Annotated in this window: 14 protein-coding genes; 6 read left to right on the forward strand and 8 right to left on the reverse strand. The window is 41.2% G+C overall.

Features of this window, described 5'->3' with window-relative positions; all coding sequences use genetic code 11:
* Nucleotides 1-530: 530 nt before the first annotated feature.
* From RMY00_RS17565 to RMY00_RS17575, 3 genes are all read left to right on the forward strand, one after another.
* Nucleotides 531-3647 (forward strand): MFS transporter, encoded by a 3117-nt coding sequence (locus RMY00_RS17565; protein ID WP_322648742.1) that lies wholly within the window; start codon nucleotides 531-533, stop codon nucleotides 3645-3647.
* Nucleotides 3648-4362: 715 nt separating this feature from the next.
* Nucleotides 4363-4605 carry a hypothetical protein gene (locus RMY00_RS17570; RefSeq protein ID WP_322648743.1) on the forward strand — a complete coding sequence of 81 codons (243 nt, stop codon included), beginning with the start codon at nucleotides 4363-4365 and terminating at the stop codon, nucleotides 4603-4605.
* Nucleotides 4606-4721: 116 nt separating this feature from the next.
* The gene (locus RMY00_RS17575) at nucleotides 4722-5663 is read left to right on the forward strand and encodes an alpha/beta hydrolase family esterase (protein WP_322648744.1); all 942 of its coding nucleotides are present in this window, start codon (nucleotides 4722-4724) and stop codon (nucleotides 5661-5663) included.
* Nucleotides 5664-5676: 13 nt separating this feature from the next.
* On the opposite strand, the gene RMY00_RS17580 is transcribed toward RMY00_RS17575, so the two are convergent.
* A complete protein-coding gene (locus RMY00_RS17580; protein WP_322648815.1) occupies nucleotides 5677-6507 on the reverse strand; it encodes a dienelactone hydrolase family protein in 831 nt (276 codons plus the stop codon).
* A 549-nt stretch (nucleotides 6508-7056) separates the two neighbouring features.
* Between RMY00_RS17580 and RMY00_RS17585 the strand changes: the two genes are divergently transcribed.
* Nucleotides 7057-7974, forward strand: a complete 918-nt coding sequence (locus RMY00_RS17585) for a WD40 repeat domain-containing protein (protein ID WP_322648745.1) — start codon at nucleotides 7057-7059, stop codon at nucleotides 7972-7974.
* A 141-nt stretch (nucleotides 7975-8115) separates the two neighbouring features.
* Here the strand turns inward: RMY00_RS17585 and RMY00_RS17590 are convergent, their stop codons facing one another.
* Nucleotides 8116-8637 carry a DUF29 family protein gene (locus RMY00_RS17590; RefSeq protein WP_322648746.1) on the reverse strand — a complete coding sequence of 174 codons (522 nt, stop codon included), beginning with the start codon at nucleotides 8635-8637 and terminating at the stop codon, nucleotides 8116-8118.
* 95 nt (nucleotides 8638-8732) lie between these two features.
* On the reverse strand, nucleotides 8733-9356 hold the full coding sequence (locus RMY00_RS17595) for a class I SAM-dependent methyltransferase (protein ID WP_322648747.1): 624 nt from the start codon (nucleotides 9354-9356) through the stop codon (nucleotides 8733-8735).
* A gap of 93 nt (nucleotides 9357-9449) precedes the next feature.
* Between RMY00_RS17595 and hemH the strand changes: the two genes are divergently transcribed.
* On the forward strand, nucleotides 9450-10616 hold the full coding sequence (hemH, locus tag RMY00_RS17600) for a ferrochelatase (RefSeq protein WP_322648748.1): 1167 nt from the start codon (nucleotides 9450-9452) through the stop codon (nucleotides 10614-10616).
* Nucleotides 10617-10742: 126 nt separating this feature from the next.
* Here hemH and RMY00_RS17605 read toward each other — a convergent pair whose 3' ends face one another.
* From RMY00_RS17605 to RMY00_RS17620, 4 genes are all read right to left on the reverse strand, one after another.
* Nucleotides 10743-11282, reverse strand: coding sequence for a DUF4126 domain-containing protein (locus RMY00_RS17605; protein WP_322648749.1), 540 nt, complete (start codon nucleotides 11280-11282; stop codon nucleotides 10743-10745).
* Between the two features lie 319 nt (nucleotides 11283-11601).
* The gene (gene purB / locus RMY00_RS17610) at nucleotides 11602-12897 is read right to left on the reverse strand and encodes an adenylosuccinate lyase (protein ID WP_322648750.1); all 1296 of its coding nucleotides are present in this window, start codon (nucleotides 12895-12897) and stop codon (nucleotides 11602-11604) included.
* Between the two features lie 40 nt (nucleotides 12898-12937).
* Nucleotides 12938-13489: a DUF421 domain-containing protein gene (locus RMY00_RS17615; RefSeq protein WP_322648751.1), complete on the reverse strand. Its 552-nt coding sequence runs from the start codon at nucleotides 13487-13489 to the stop codon at nucleotides 12938-12940.
* Between the two features lie 155 nt (nucleotides 13490-13644).
* Nucleotides 13645-14661: a YihY/virulence factor BrkB family protein gene (locus RMY00_RS17620; protein ID WP_322648752.1), complete on the reverse strand. Its 1017-nt coding sequence runs from the start codon at nucleotides 14659-14661 to the stop codon at nucleotides 13645-13647.
* A 211-nt stretch (nucleotides 14662-14872) separates the two neighbouring features.
* Here RMY00_RS17620 and RMY00_RS17625 point away from each other — a divergent pair, with 211 nt between their 5' ends.
* Complete coding sequence (locus RMY00_RS17625; RefSeq protein ID WP_322648753.1) at nucleotides 14873-15514, forward strand: type I restriction endonuclease; 642 nt, start codon at nucleotides 14873-14875, stop codon at nucleotides 15512-15514.
* A gap of 26 nt (nucleotides 15515-15540) precedes the next feature.
* Here RMY00_RS17625 and RMY00_RS17630 read toward each other — a convergent pair whose 3' ends face one another.
* On the reverse strand, nucleotides 15541-17070 hold the full coding sequence (locus tag RMY00_RS17630) for a YifB family Mg chelatase-like AAA ATPase (RefSeq protein ID WP_322648754.1): 1530 nt from the start codon (nucleotides 17068-17070) through the stop codon (nucleotides 15541-15543).
* Nucleotides 17071-17346 lie beyond the last annotated feature (276 nt).

Below are 17346 nucleotides of genomic sequence, written 5' to 3' on the forward strand. Positions count from 1 at the left end.
TTAGAAATAGTGGCAAATCTTTGGAGTAACGAGTTGCCATTTATTTTTTTATCCTCAATTCATTTGTTAACTTTAATGTAGCTGTTTATTAATAGACTTATTTCTGTCTCTGGGTACAAACCGTAGGCACTTCTTCTGGACGATTATCAGAAACGTATTTTTTTGGACAAATCCACCTTGAGAGAGTGACTAAAAACGAATATGTAAATAAATGTAAAAAACTTATAAAAGAACTATAACTTAAACAGAATCAATCGCTACAAAGAAGTCATTAAAAAGTAAAAATTAGCTATACATAATTAAGAGCAGATGGTAATTTGATTAAGATTCTCACCGAAGGATAATAAAAGTTATATCTTTCGCTGGATATACTTTTCAATCTTTAGAGAGATGCTTTAAATAGTCAAATTCCAGGATTCTGAGCTAATGAGTTAGGTATTGCCATAGGTACAAACATACATAAATACTAAGAGTTGCTTCTCAAGAAAATCTTAATTCCCCAAATTTCAACCTTAGAAGAAGGAAATACAATGTTCCAAAGTACGGAAATTATGCTGGGACTGTACAAACCACTATTGTGGGTGGCACAGATTCCAGATACCTCAAACGTCACGCCAGCACAGGCATCGGCTCTCATCTCCGGGCCGCACTTTTTTGTGGCTTTGATCTCCGGTGTGATTTTAGCCTTTGCTTTCCAATTAGTTCTAACTAATCTTTCCCTTGCAGCCGGTATTTCCTACCTGGGGCACTCATCTGACTCAGATTCAGATAGTGGGGAAGCGGAAAGTTTGGGTGGTAACATTCGCAAAATTGGCACCGCAGTGGGGCTTTGGACATTAGTCACTGTGACGATCGCCTTATTAATCGCTTCTTTTCTGGCAGTGAAATTGAGCCAGGAAATCTTTAGCCCAGGATTGGGAGCGATTCTCGGTTTGGTGATTTGGGGTGCTTACTTTTTACTCCTCGTCTGGGTAAGTTCCACCACTGTTGGTTCCTTAATTGGTTCAGTTGTCAATACGGCAACTTCCGGTTTTCAGGCGATTATGGGCACAGCTACCGCCGCACTGGGCGCAAAGGCTGTGAATAACCAAGTTGTAGCGACCGCTGAAGCCGCCGCCGCCGCAGTCCGCCGGGAACTAGGAAGCGCCATTGACCCTACAAGTATCCGCGAAAATATAGAAGATTACTTAGATAGGCTGCGTCCTCCAGAGCTAGATTTGTCAAAGATTCGGGGTGACTTTGAAAATTTACTCAATGATCCGCAACTAAAAGCGATCGCAGGGACTTCAGATATTCGCAACATCGACCGCCAGAAGTTTATCGAGTTAGTCAGCAGCCGCACCGACCTTTCCAAAAAAGATGTTAGCCGGATTGCTGATACCTTATATAAAGTTTGGCAGCAAGTCGTGAGTCAGCAATCACCCACCCAAGACCGCCTGGGTGAGTTAATGGATTATCTGAAATCACTTCCAGCAGGACAAAACAAAACAGATGAACTCAACGCCAAACTGGATCGGTTATTAGCAGAACAGGGTAGTTCCAAAGAAGCTGACCAAAAAGCAGCTCCTAGCGCAACACAAAGTACAATCCAGCAAGCACTATCCGCCTTAACCGCCACTGTGCTAGGACGGTCAGATTTGCCTGATTTGGATGTGGAAAAAATCTTGCGTAGTCTCACTACCGCCAAAGAGAAAGTTACCCAACAAGCAGATAAGCTAGGTTTGCCAACACCATCAGAACCCTATACCCCAATTCGGGCTGATATCGAAAACTACCTGCACAACACTTATGCTTGGCAACTAAGCTCAGAAAGAATCGCCCAGGAATTTCGTGATGTCCTCTACGACCCAGCAGCTGACCCCGGAATAGTCCGCAGAGAACTAGAACGACTATCCCGCAACGATTTCGTTAATATCCTACAACAACGCGGACTCCTTACCCAAGCCCAAATTCAGCGCATTGCAGATCAGTTAGAAGCTGTCCGCAAAGATGTACTAGTGATAGTTACAGGTATTGAAGAAAGAGAGATAGTCCAAGACTTGCAACGGGCAGTAGAAAGTTATCTGCTAGTTACTCCGAAAGCCGATTTGACAGCAGAAGGTATTGAACAAACTTTCAAACCATTGTTGCAAGACCAAGATGCAGATTATGAAACTCTGACATTGCGACTAGCTCACCTTGATCGTCAGGAAATGCGGTCGATATTGCTGCAACGTAATGATGTCCAGCTATATGAAGTGGACAGCATTATCGATGAGTTAGAAAAACAACGCGATCGCGTCTTGGTAGAATCCAAAGGGCTAGCAGAACAGGCGCAATATCAAGCAGAAACCCTGTGGCTAAATGTAGAATCATATCTGCGTAATACAGGAAAATCAGAACTGAATCCTGATGCCATCCGCGCAGAATTCAAAAGATTACTAGAAGATCCTCAAGCTGGAATTAGCTCAATTCGGGCGCGGTTGTCTCGCTTTGACCGCGATACCTTGGTGCAATTGTTGAGTCAACGGCAAGATTTGAGTGAGGATCAAGTTAATCAAATCATCAATACTGCTGAGGAGTCGTGGCATAACATTCGCCACACACCCCAAGCTGTAGTGGATAAAGCCAAAGAGCAATACGACTCTGTTACTACCACGATCGCAGATTATCTGCGGAATACTGGTAAACAAGAACTGAATCCAGAAGGTATCCAGCGAGATTTGACCAGATTGTTTGAAAATCCCCAAGAGGGAGCCGTAGCACTGCGCCGTCGGTTGTCGCAGGTAGACCGAGATACACTGGTGAAATTGCTAAGTCAACGTAAAGACTTGAGTGAAGAACAAGTCAATGAAATCATTGATTCCACCCAAACTTCGATTCGCAACTTTGTGCGTGCGCCTCGTCGTTTAGCTACCCGCACCCAGCAAAGAGCGGCAACATTTAAAGCTTATGTAGAAGAGTATTTGCGTCAAACTGGCAAGGAAGAACTTAATCCTGAAGGTATTAAACGCGACTTACAACTACTGTTGCACGATCCGCGAGTTGGGGTAGAAAGTTTTAGCGATCGCCTTTCCCATTTTGATCGTTCTACCATCATCGCCCTGCTGAAAATTCGGGAAGATATGTCCGATGAGGAAGCGGCGCGGATTGCCGATAACATTGTATCCGTCAGGGATCAATTTGTAGAACAAGTACGGAATATCCAACGAGGCATTCAAGATGCGATTGACGGGGTTTTTGCCCGGATTCGTAACTATCTCAACTCCTTGGATCGCCCGGAACTTAACTATGATAATATCAAGCGCGATGTTCGCACATTTTTTGACGATCCCCAGGCAGGATTTGATGCCCTGCGCGATCGCCTCTCCTCTTTTGACCGTGATACCCTGGTGGCAATCATGAGTTCTCGTGAAGACATCTCTGAGGAAGATGCCAACCGAATCATTGACCAAATTGAACGGGCCCGCAACACAGTATTGCAACGTGCAGAACGCATACAGCATGAAGCCCAACGTCGCCTAGAACAGGTGAAGCATCAAGCACAGCGACAAGCAGAAGAAACCCGCAAAGCCGCAGCAACAGCAGCTTGGTGGCTGTTTGCCACAGCAACCGTATCTGCGGTTTTCTCTGCATTAGGAGGAGTAGTCGCTGTAGTTACACAGTAGTTTAACAAGTTTTCTCCGCTAACTTTTAAGCCTCCTGTTATGGGAGGCTTTTTTTATATTTGCAATGTCATTAGTAATTAGGAATTGTTTAATTGTCCTTAGACACAGCAGATTTCGTATCATACCAATTTTACATATACCAACCTGTAAACCTGGATAAAATAAGGCTTTTATAATTTTGAATTTATACAACTATGCCTTGAAAGATAGTCATATATGAATATCATTTACCGTTTTAATTCAGCAATTAGATAGGGGAAAATAGATATTATTTAATGCTTAAATATAATTAAAGCATTAAATAATTTTTGCAATTTAATAAATTTTACCTAAGTAACAATTTAAAATAATGGAAAATACATAATTCAAATAATGTACATCACAGCAAGCTCTTCGTAACCGAAGAGAGGGTTGGGAGCGGGGTTCAGTACCTACTTAACACAGAACCGCTAAAATTTGATAAAACCTTCCTTCCGTAGCAACAATGGCAAAAATTTTATAGCTAAAATTCAAAATGTGAATAAAGTCATGCTGAAATTATGACTTTATTCCACTGTGTATTATTTTTTAGTGTTTTAAACTGAGAGCAATACAGCAAATCAATTAATTCCTGTAACAAAGGAAACTTACTGGAAACCTAATAAGTAAGAATATTTGTTCATAAATCATTGATAAATGCTGTATAAAACTCAATTAAATTGATGGGAATTTGAATATGAAACGTATTTTTTTAGGTACATTACTTGCTCTACCATTGGCAATTTCCTCCTTGCCTTCACAGGCATCGGCAGCAGAAATTATTGTTAGACCCAATGTTCATAGAGCTGCTTTTGTGCATAAACCTGTTGTTGCCCGATATCAACGAAAGCTGATTCCTGCACATTGGGAAACAGTACGACGTGGTAACAGGTGGGTTAAGGTTAGAGTTCCTGCTCGTTATGTAAATGTAAGAGTTTAATATCTAAATAGAGGCTAACAACCCTACTACAGTTGTTAGCCTCTATTAGCTAGTTTTTTGTTAAAGAAGACTGACAAAGTAAATACAAATATTTCGCATAAATCAATTTAATTAACATGAATATATATCAAAATCATCGGAATTTAAAAAAGCTTCTAATAGTTCTACTTGGGATTAGTTTATTGACAGCTTGCGATTCTATTCAGGCTGAACAAAAAAGTATAACTAAAGCAAAAGTCTTGAGTGGTGATAATTATGGAGAACTATATGACCAAGGAAAGTTACGTACTTACTATTTGTACACTCCAAAATCTTATAATCCAGACCGCCCAATGCCGTTAGTTTTAGTGTTTCATGGAGATGAAGGTAATGGTCGATCTATCAGTAATGTGACTCGCTTCAATGAATTAGCTGATAAAAAAGGATTTATTATTGTTTATCCAGATGGAATTGATCAAAAATGGAGCCTTAGAGGTAACGCTCAAGGAAGGGTGGATGATGTTTCGTTTGTCAATGCTTTAATTAATCATCTTCAGCAGCAAATTAATATTGATAGCCATAAAATTTATGCTACCGGTTTTTCTAGAGGTGCAATACTTACCCAAGCACTGGCTTGTAAGTTACCTAATAAAATTTCTGGTTTTGCATCAGTAGCTGGTTCGCTCCCAGTTAGACTCAAATCTAATTGCCAGCCTCGAACTTCTATATCAATGTTAACGATCAACGGTACAAACGATCGCGATGTCCTTTATGAAGGTGACGATCGCACTCAACGAGGAGCGTTGCTTTCTATCTCAGATATGGTAGATTTTTGGCGATCGCACGATCAATGTACTTCATCAAATAATAAATCCCCTAACTTTTCTGAAGATAAAGTAAAAACCGCTATCTACACAGGTTGTAGTGGCAACTCAGAAGTTTGGCAGCTAGCGGTAGTAAACGGCGGACATTTCTGGCCTGGTGGTTCCTCAACTGACAAGAACGTAAACAAATTCAATGCAAACCTGGGGCTGAACGCCAGTGAAACAATTTGGAACTTTTTTCAAAGTCATAGTTAGTAAACCGATACCGTTAAACACCATTTTGCTTAAACCACGCTAAGAGACGTTTCCAACCGTCCTTAGCATCTTTTTCGCGGTAAGAAGGGCGATAATCAGCAAAAAAAGCATGAGGTGCATCGGGATAGACGATAATTTCAGATTTGCTACTGCTAAACTTTAAGCGATCGCGCATCTGCTCTACTGTATCGAGAGTAATACCTGTATCTTTCCCACCATAGAGTCCAAGAATGGGGACTGTTAGTTTTGATGCAATATCGATAGGATACTTGGGTTGAAGTTCGGTAGCATCGCCTACAAGCCGTCCATACCAAGCGACACCAGCCTTCACCTTGGGATTGTGTGCGGCATATAACCAGACAATGCGGCCACCCCAACAGAAGCCTGTAATTCCTAATTTATCGGCATTACCTTTAGCCGATTTCACAGCCCAGTTTACCGTAGCATCAAGATCGGATAACACTTGGGCATCTGGCACTTTGGCGACAATTGGGCGAATTTGGTCTATGTTGCTTAACTTGGTGACATCGCCTTGACGGATAAATAATTCCGGTGCGATCGCTAAATACCCCAACTTGGCAAAGCGACGGGTGATATCCTGAATATGCTCATGTACGCCAAATATTTCCTGAATTACCAGAACAATTGGGAAATTTTTACCAGTGGCTGGTGCTGCTCTATATGCAGGAATTTCGCCATCTTTGACGGGAATTTTCACTGCACCAGCTACTAACCCCTTAGCATCGGTGGTAATGACTCCGGCAGAAATGGGTTGTACTGCGAGGGCAAAACCCGTCGCTAGGCTGGCTGTTGCAATAAATTTGCGGCGTGTTATTTCTTGCATCATTTCTACTTTAAATTTGCAAAAACTTAATTAATTGTTGGTTAACCGTACAATGCTAAAATGCAAATACTATGAATCAGTTTACCGTGATATTAAAAGCCTTTGCTACCTTTTCATCTACATAAAAAGAGCGATCACAATATAAAAAGTAACCCTTCATAGGATTTGAAACACTACAATCATACAATTTTATATTTTAGATTGACTACAGCAATCAAGTCACTAGCTCTGTCATTTAATTTTAGATATTGGATTAAAGAATTATTCTCGAGTTTAAATTCGCTTGCTGTTAGACCTTTTTAAATTTTAGACTTCGGCGTGACACTTCGGCTTCTCTACGAGACGCTACGCGTAGCTTGCTTCACCGGAGGGGTACGCTCAGTGCAAAGACGCTCAGTCGAACGGTCTAAATATCTGTTATAAAACTTAATTACGAATTACTTAATCTCTCCTTAACCTGTTTAAATATTTTATTTTATATCATTGACAAACTTTAAGTTAAATTGTATTTATTATATGTATTAAAATAGCAAAATCGAAATTTTCACTATGCCTAATATTCTTTTACTAGGGAAGTTTAAAAAAGCTACTAGTAACTTTTTTGTAGGTGCATCAATAGCAATAGGAATTTTATCTCCTATTGTTTTTACTTCTTCCCGGGCTTTGGCTGATTATAGCCAAATTGGTATTCCCACCGCCGCAGCTACCACACTTAAGACTCTTGCAAATCAAGGTATAACTGCTAAAACTATTGCATTTGCTCCCAATGGAGGGTGGGTAATTCTCAATGGTAACAATGGTTATAACTCTGAAAATATTCCACAAGAGACTACGAAGCTACTTTCCACTCTAAATAAACAAAAATCAACTATCAACACTATTGCCTTTACGCCTAGTGGAGAGTGGGTAATTATCTATAACGGTAATGGTTATTATTTGAGTACTAATTTTCCCAAAGATGCTGCGAATGAACTAAAAACTATAAATCAAAAAAAATCAACTATCAACACTGTTGCGTTTACACCTAATGGACAGTGGATAATTCTCTCTAACGGTGGTAACACTGCTAATTTTAGTACCAATTTTCCCAAAGATGCTGTTAATGAAATAAACGCTATATATAAAATAGGTCTAAATATCAAGACTGTTGCGTTCACTCCAAATGGAGCATGGGTAATTTTTCCTGCAAATCCCTATAACGGCAATACTGCTTATGCTTATAGTTCCGGTATTTCACAACTTGCTACTAGTACAATCGTGAACCATTATAAGGCAGGATACCGTTTCATAAATATAGCTTTTACTCCAAGCAATGGTTGGGCGTTACTTGATTTAAATCCACAACAAATTCAACAGCAAGAGCTAGAAAAGATACAATCATACCAAATTCAGGCAGAAGCAGAGAAAAATGCGACAGAGGCAACCCTTAATTCAATTAAAAATATTCAATTACCTCTTTTAAAGTAACATCCTGGGGCATTTATTCTACTGCCTTGAAGATTTGATATTTTACAGTATTATCTGCTGTAATTTGTATTCCCTTCAAAAGTTGACGGTGATAATCTCAATTTAACACTTGACATAACTGGTGAACAAAGAGTGATCGCTTTATTTTTTCCGATTTATCCAATCTTGTCCACCAGATAACTGACTGACATAATCATCCATAATCGCTGGTAATTCCTTTGGCGAATAAGTATATGTTAAAGCCAGTAAACTAGTAGCTGTAGTTAATATCTGGCTTTTATCTAGCATTTTAGATAACTGAGAGCGAGTAAATTTGCCATTCATCACTTCCTCACTCGCATCAGCGATTGCATCCTCAATTACTTCCTCTTCTATGAAATTCTCCCATTCATCTAAACTAATATAATAAGATTTTTTATTATCTTTGATATTTAGCTTTTTAATTTCTCGGATGGAATTACGAATAGAATTTGCCCAGGAACCAGTTAATCGTTGTTCTACTTGGTTCTTAATCAAATGAATCAGTAAAATCCTTAAATAAGCTTGAATATTCCGCAGAATAGCTTGTTTACTCATGCCCTCTAATTCATCTACAATTGCCAAGGCATCGGCATAACGTCCTTCTAAAATACTCTTTTTAAGGTCTATTAGTTCCTGCGTCATTTTTTCACTTCCTACTGGCTTAAGTTCTATATAACAATCACCCATACTTTATTAATAGCAGAGTCTCTTACCTGCCATTAATAAAGCAGTATTGCTTACTTCTGAGCCTGTATCACTTGTAAACTACCACCTGCATATAAAGTTGGCTCACCCACATTAAACCCAGTCTGAGTTAACAATCCAGGCAAATCAGTTTTCAATAATTCCCAAGCTGTTTCCGTCTCAAACAACAACAAAAACACTGATACCCCAGGCCAAAATATCGGATTCGTAGGAGCATGAAAATCTACCAGTGTAAACACTCCTCCTGGCTTCAACACTCGATAAACTTCACTAATAATTTTTCGTAATTGCTCAGGCTGCATCTCGTGTAATGCAACGCTGGTATGCACCACATCAAATAGATTATCTGCAAATGGCATCTTCTCAGCAAAAGCTTCGAGATAGACTGCTAATGGTACATTTTGCCGCGCCCGTTGCAAAGACTTGGGTGAAGCGTCCAATCCTGTTACATTTTGTGAAAGTTTTACCAAAAATTGCGTCGTTTGACCACTGCTGCAACACAAATCTAAAACCTGAGAATCTGAGTGAATTGTTAAGCCTTGCAAAGCAAGTTGCCGAAAACGGGCTTCACCACCTACACTTAAGGCCGCTAAACGAGAGATACCATCATACAGCCACTGATAGCGGTAACTCCAATCTCTTAAAATTGTTGCCATTGCATATTTCCTTGCTATTAAGCTTTATATTTAATAAAGATATATTGTTAACATTAGTAAAAAACCTGAAAAGATTGGGGGAAAGTAACTGCTATGGGTCGTGTAGGCGTCTTATTACTCAATCTCGGTGGCCCCGATAAGCTAGAGGATGTCGGGCCGTTTTTGTACAACCTATTTTCCGATCCGGAAATTATTCGCCTACCATTTCGCTGGTTGCAAAAGCCCCTAGCCTGGTTTATTGCCTCGCGGCGAACCAGAACATCTCAAGAAAATTATAAGCAAATCGGTGGCGGTTCCCCACTGCGGCGGATTACAGAAGCGCAAGGCGAAGCTTTAAAAGAACAGTTGAGTCATTTAGGGCAAGAAGCCAATATCTACGTGGGAATGCGTTATTGGAATCCCTATACAGAAGAGGCGATCGCACAGATCACTCAAGATAATATAGAACACCTGGTAATTTTACCACTATATCCCCAGTTTTCTATCAGTACGAGTGGTTCTAGCTTCCGGCTTTTAGAAAAACTTTGGCGAGAAGACCCAAAGCTTCAACCCATTGATTACACCGTCATTCCTTCCTGGTACAAAGAACCAGGCTATCTGCAAGCAATGGCGCAACTCATAGCCCAAGAGCTAGAACAGTTTCCTAACCCGGATGAGGTTCATATATTCTTCAGCGCTCATGGCGTTCCTAAAAGCTACGTTGAAGAGGCTGGCGACCCTTATCAGCAAGAAATTGAGGAATGTACTGCCTTAATTATGCAGACCCTCAATCGACCCAATGCCCACACCTTAGCTTACCAAAGTCGCGTCGGCCCAGTAGAATGGCTCCAACCTTATACTGAAGATGCCCTCAAAGAACTAGGTGCAAAAGGTGTGAAAGATTTGGTTGTTGTGCCTATCAGTTTTGTCTCAGAACACATCGAGACTCTGCAAGAAATTGATATTGAGTATCGGGAAGTAGCAGAAGAAGCAGGAATTGACAATTTCCGTCGTGTTCCTGCTCCCAATACCCATCCAGTATTTATTAATGCACTTGCAGACTTAGTGATTAATGCGCTCAAAAACCCCAGCTTCAAGCTTTCGCAAGCTGCCCAAATGAAAAAAAGGGTGAAAATGTACCCCCAAGAGCGTTGGGAATGGGGTCTGACTACTAGCGCTGAAGTCTGGAATGGTCGGATTGCTATGCTGGGCTTCATCGCCTTAATCATTGAGTTGATTACCGGTCATGGCTTCTTGCACATGATTGGACTTTTGCAGTAAGTGAAAGGAGTTAGGAGTAGAGACGCGATTAATCGCCTCTGTACAAAAGCTAGGAGTTTTAAATTTTTGTCCCTAGTTTTTCACTCTTAACTTCTATCTTCATTCCTAACTTTTCACTCTTAACTCCTAACTTTTCTGCCAATACCAGTCATACCAATGCTTCGCACTACGAACTGCAAACCATAGCAGTATTAAAGCAATTAATCCTCCTTGCCAGGGAGCATCAAAGGCAAAAAGTACTAGAGCAATACACAAAGTATCTTGAAGAAAGACTGCCCATAACGGTAAACCACGTAACCGATAAAACCAGCCAACTTGAACGAGTTGGAGTACTAAAGCTAAGGAACCTCCAATACAGGCAATCAACCAGCTTGGTGTTGCTGTGGCACTAGCTACTGCTAACCCCATAATTGCCCCCACGACGGGAGACATGAATAATTGAACTAGTTGTAGCAATCTTTGCCCCCATAGCTTTTTTGAGGCTAATAATTCAACTAAAGACCAACAGCTAAGGCAAGCTAACAATATTGGTGAAGAAATGTGAGATAAAACCGGAACTTGTGACCACAAGCTACTACCCTGCAACAATCCAATGATTAGCAAAGGTATACCTATTCTCATTCCTGCTGCCGCCGAGGCTGAAAGTGTGGCTAGGATTTCAATCATTTAGGCACTAGAAGCACTAATAAATAAGTAAATAAGTCAGTCAGCGCAATAAAAGTAACCTGTATGAAGGAAAGTAAATAAGGTTAAAACCCTCTTTCCTCTTGCCTTATCCCAATGATAATTATTTACATCGACCTACTTATCTGTTATTTATACTACCCAGTGCTGGCAAAAATTCCAGCACCAAACTAACAGTCTTTAGCAATGCAATATTAAAGATTTTTGGTATTTTTATATATCTTCTTTGAAAAGGTTTGCATATTTTTTGAGTAACAGGTTAGTAGTAAGCGCCCAAGCGCTCACTACAAGTAAATTAATCCTAAATTTCTAGTCGTTGATAAACCTCTTCTAAATGGCTCAGATGCTGCTGGGGGTTAAAACAGACTTCTAGTTCTGCTGGAGACAACTTTTCGGTAACGCGAGGATCTTTGCTAATCAAGTCCTGGAAATTACCTTCTGGCTTGTTCCAAGCGGCGTGAGCGCTTTCTTGAACGATCGCATACGCTTCCTCTCGGTTGCTTCCCTTGTCTATCAAGGCTAGCAGGACTTTTTGGCTGAACACAACGCCGCCGTAGCAGTTGAGATTTCGTTCCATGTTTTCAGGATAAACCAACAAGTTTTTCACCAAGTCGGTTATTTCTGACAACATAAAGTGCGTCAAAGTGCAAGCATCTGGCAAAATTACCCGTTCTACAGAACTATGGGAAATATCCCTTTCATGCCAAAGAGCAACGTTTTCCAAAGCTGCACCGGCATGGCTTCTGACGAGTCGCGCCATTCCCGTCAGTCGTTCTGAACGGATGGGATTGCGCTTGTGTGGCATTGCCGAGGAACCTTTTTGACCTTTGGAAAAGAATTCTTCAACTTCTAGAACGTCTGTTTTTTGCAGATTGCGAATTTCTACAGCAAAACGTTCGATGGATGCCGCTAACAAAGCTAATTGTTGCACATAGTCGGCATGGCGATCGCGGGAAATAACTTGAGTTGAGGCCGTATCAGGTTTAAGTCCGAGTTTTTGGCAAGCGATCGCTTCTACACGCGGTTCAACATTCGCATAAGTTCCCACTGCACCGGAAATTTTACCCACAGCGATCGTCTCGTGGAGAATTTTCAGGCGTTCCTGGTGTCGCAACACTTCTGCTAACCAACCAGCTAGCTTGAAACCAAAAGTGATTGGTTCAGCATGAATACCGTGCGATCGGCCAGCCATCACTGTATGACGATGTTCCCGTGCTTTTTCGCGAATTACCTGAATCAAATCTTCCAGACGTTGCAATAATATATCCAGGCTGGCAACCAATTGTAGTGCTAAAGCTGTATCCAAAACATCCGAACTAGTTAAACCCAGGTGAATGTAGCGTCCTGCATCACCAACATATTCGTTGACATTTGTCAAGAAAGCAATAACATCGTGGCGGACTATAGCCTCAATTTCTAGCACCCGCTTTGGGTCAAAATCTGCCTTGGCTTTAATTTCCTCAACCGCCTCAGATGGAATGTAACCAAGTTCAGCTTGAGCCTCGCAAACAGCAATTTCGACTTGCAGCCAAGTTTTTAGCTTATAGGCTTCACTCCACAGATTAGCCATTTCGGGTAAAGTATAACGCTCAATCACAGTTCGGCACAGAATACAACCGTCATATTTTACAGTTTAATTAATGTAGATCGCCTTTTAGTACTGCTTTTTGCTCAGGGACGGTACTAGTTTTGGAGTCGAAGGTGATGATACTAATTCTGCCGTCAGCCTCCATATATGCAAACTTTACATCTGCTAAAAATTCCACACCTTGCTGGCGTAACTTGCTCATCAACTCATCGTCTGTAATTAACTCTCGTTGTAAATGACGCTCAATCATCCGACCATTTTTTACTAGTAGCAGTGGTGGCTGATTCAGAAAACGTTGGAACTGGGGGATTTTATAGCCTAACCAGTTTAGCAAGTAACTCCAAAAAATTACAGTTCCTACCAAGATAGCGCCTTCAGTGATTGATGTATAATTACTCGCCATAGCATTTTGAGCAGCTTCAGCAAATAGCACAACTACGAGTAAATCAGTGATTCCTAGTGTTCCTAGTTGTCGGCTAGGAAGAAAACGTAGCACTGAGAACAGTGCTAAATAAACCAGCGAACCACGGATAATCAACTCAAAAACGCTGATGCTAGGAATAAAGATTGCCTGCCAATTGATAAAAAACCATTTTTCCATTAGCACTGATTTTCTTCCTTTCTCGATATACTTCTGGAAAAAATCCAGTATAGGTTATTTATCTGTGGTCTTATTTTATAAGACTAACTTTTATTAGAGGTTAATTACTTCAACATCTATCAGATTTATAAACTTAAATTCCTAACAATCAGGAATTAAAATCGCTGATTTTTCCTTCTCTGTTTTAAACGCTTAGGCTTATTGAAAGACTGGAGTAAACGACTAATCAAATTAGAAGGAGGCTTTTTCTTAGTGGAGGATTGACTTGTTGGCGCCTTGCCATTATTTTTCGTGTTATCAGATAAAGGTATGGCATGTTTAGATGGGGTTATGCCACTACCGTACCTTCTAGCATAAACTTGGGTAAACTCTGCACCGAAGAAAAGAATCTGCGCGGCATAGTTAACCCAAGCTAAGATTACTACCAGTGAACCAGCTGCACCATAGGCTGAACCAAAACTGCCATTACCTAAATATTGTCCTAACAAAAATCTACCAATAGAAAACAAAAAGGAAGTGAGCATAGCTCCAATTAAAACATCGCTCCAACCAATTTCGACATCTGGTAGAACTTTAAAAATAAGTCCAAATAGGAATGTAGTAATGGCAAAAGAAAGGATGAAGTTGATAATCTGCCAGAGAAAATCTACACCTGGTACTAAGTTACTAAAGTATGTTAATAATGCTGCTAATACCGTACTAATCACCAGAGAAACTAAAAGTAAAAAGCCAATACCGATCACCATTGCAAAGGACAAAACGCGTAGGCGAATCATGTTAGTTACATTGCGTCCGGGTTTCGGTTTAACTTCCCAAATCGTGTTGAGGGAATCTTGCAACTCGGTAAATAAACCAGTAGCACCTAAGAGCAAAACTCCAATACTAATGATAGAAGCCATTGCTCCTGTTTGTGGTTTGTTAGCATTCTGAATGGCTGTTTGGATAAATGCTGCGCCATCTCGGCCGACTAAACCTTGAATTTGTCCAACGATTTGACCTCTTGCCGCTTCTTCTCCAAATACTGCCCCTGCGATCGCAATTACAATAATTAGCAACGGTGCAATGGAAAAAATTGTGTAATAAGCTAGCGCCGCCGCTAACCGTGAGGCTTTATCCTCACTCCATTCTTTGAATGTCTCTTGTAATAACTTCCAAATCGCCTGCAAATTCATCTAATCAGTCTCCTTAAGCGGTATCGGTTACTTCCTGATATATTGGATACTGATTTCATCAGTAGAGGCATCCCCCCAAGGGAGTTTGTGCAGCGGCCTGGGGGAGGAATTTATAATTTTATAGTGATATGACAATGCAATAGCGTTAATTAACGATAAAAAAGATGCATTGATGTTGATAATGTAGCAAAGCAACTGTTACCTAGAAGCAATGACACAAACGGCAGCAATTACAGAAGCAATTACCACTCTTGAGGATGCAGAAAATCGATTCGGTTTTGTGCGTGTTGAAGACGAGAAATTTTTCCCAGAATGGTATGAGGGATTGTCTGAAATTACAGAAGCAGAAAAAGCTTCTGTGGATGTCGTGCGGCGTAGATATCTTTATCACCGTGCCGGAGGTGATTTACTAGAAGGGACAGTCATATTGTTATTGGTGTCACCAATACTTGCACTCTCTGGATTTTACGATCCTCCTTTCAGAATTAAGGCTGAATCATCTGTGGAACTAGTGCTAGATGATGGCGAAGAGATACTGCGCGGGCGGATTGACGTTTTAGTGTTGCAACAGCAGTTATGGGTGATGGTGTTGGAGTCGAAAAAAACCACGCTGTCAGTTTGGGCGGCTGTACCGCAAGCCCTAGCTTATATGATGGCTAACCCCAACCCGAGTAAACCTGTATTTGGGATGGTGACGAATGGAGACGATATTTTATTTGTCAAAGTGACCCAAACAAATACACCACAGTACGATTTGTCAAGAGTTTTTGCTCCCTTTGCATCCGCGAGAGAACTGTACGCCGTTTTGCAAATTCTCAAGCGTATTGGTCAGTTAATTTCTGTTGTATTTTAGAAACTTAAGCCACCATCACAAGATTTCTACTGCATTCTATCAATTGTGCGATACTGAATCGCTTCTGCCACATGATTGGTTTTTAACTCATCTTCTCCCGCTAAATCTGCGATAGTCCGTGCTACTTTGAGAATGCGATCGCTTGCTCTTGCTGATAAACCTAATTTTCTAATTGCTGCTTCTAATAAATTCCGGCTAGCATCATCTAGCTTGCACCATTTCTGGAGATGACGACTTTGCATGTGGGCGTTACAACGCAGATTTGCCTCTCCTTGGAAACGGGTAATGGCGCGATCGCTTGCTTGTTGCACTCGTTGTAGTACTGTTATTGATGCTTCTCCGGTAGGTTGTTGAGTAATCTCCTCTGGTTTTAAGCGATTCACCGCAACTTGTAAATCAATTCGATCCATTAAAGGCCCAGAAAGTTTTGCCCAATATTGCTCACGTTGGCGGGGAGAACAAGTACATTGTTGGATGGTATCGCCATAGTAACCGCAAGGGCAGGGATTGGTACTCGCCACCAAAGTAAACTGCGCGGGAAACATTACTGATAGTTTGGTACGGGAAATTGTCACATAGCCATCTTCCAAAGGCTGGCGTAAAAATTCTAATACATCTCGTTTAAATTCTGTCAACTCGTCTAGAAACAGCACGCCCCTATGAGATAATGAGATTTCCCCAGGACGAGGAAAGCTACCACCACCAACGAGAGAAGGCCCGGATGCTGAGTGGTGGGGGCTGCGAAAAGGGCGATCGCGTACCAAGGAACCGCGATTTTTCAATAAACCAGCCACCGAATGGATGCGAGTCACTTCTAAAGATTCGGCAAAACTTAGGGGCGGTAAAATACCTGGCAAGCGCCGTGCTAACATGGTTTTTCCACTACCTGGCGGCCCAACAAAGATGAGATTGTGTCCACCAGCTGCCGCAATTTCTAAGGCACGACGCGCATGAGCTTGTCCTTTTACATCATGCAAATCTGCGCCAGGGTAAGATACTGTTGCTATCTCTGTTGTATGATCAATTTGCACAGGTTTGTAACGCCCCGGATTATTTAAAAAATCCACCACATCAGACAGATGTTTGCAAGCGTAAACAGCCAAGTCTTGAACTACTGCTGCTTCTTGGGCATTATCAGCAGGGATAACTAAACCTGTAATTCCCATCTTTTGGGCTGCTGCTGCGATCGGCAAAACACCAGCCACCGGGCGCAAACTGCCATCCAGAGAGACTTCGCCCAAAAATAGATAATCCCCCAATAAATCAGCACTAACTTGCTCAGAAGCTGCCAAAATTCCCACACTAATAGGCAAATCGAAACAGGGGCCTTCTTTCCGTAAATCTGCGGGAGTTAAATTGATTACAATTTTTCGCATGGGAAAGGCGAAACCTGCATTCTTCAGCGTTGCTTTGACTCTTTCTCGTGATTCTTGAATCGCTGAATCTGGCAATCCTAAGACAACAATTCCCGGTAATCCCCCTGACACATCGACTTCTACGCCGACTTTGACGGCATCGATGCCCACAATTGATGCACTCCAAACTCTGGCAAGCATTGATTATATAACAGTAAACCTTTCAAATCTCTAGCAGATGAGTCGCTATATTGGCATTAGTGAAACTACAGAGACAATTTTTCAGCAAAATAGTTACCGCGAATTTTCAGGTAAATAGACCACACGGTAACACTGCATTATATGATCTACGCATTTGTTATTTCGGCGTACGCATTTGTTATTTCGGCGTACGCATTTGTTATTTCGGCGTACCCATTTGCTATTTCGGCGTACCCATTTGCTATTTCGGCGTACCCATTTGCTATTTCGGCGTAC

Origin of the sequence: Nostoc sp. ChiVER01, assembly GCF_034531155.1 — a bacterium.
Classification (GTDB): Bacteria; Cyanobacteriota; Cyanobacteriia; order Cyanobacteriales; family Nostocaceae; genus Nostoc.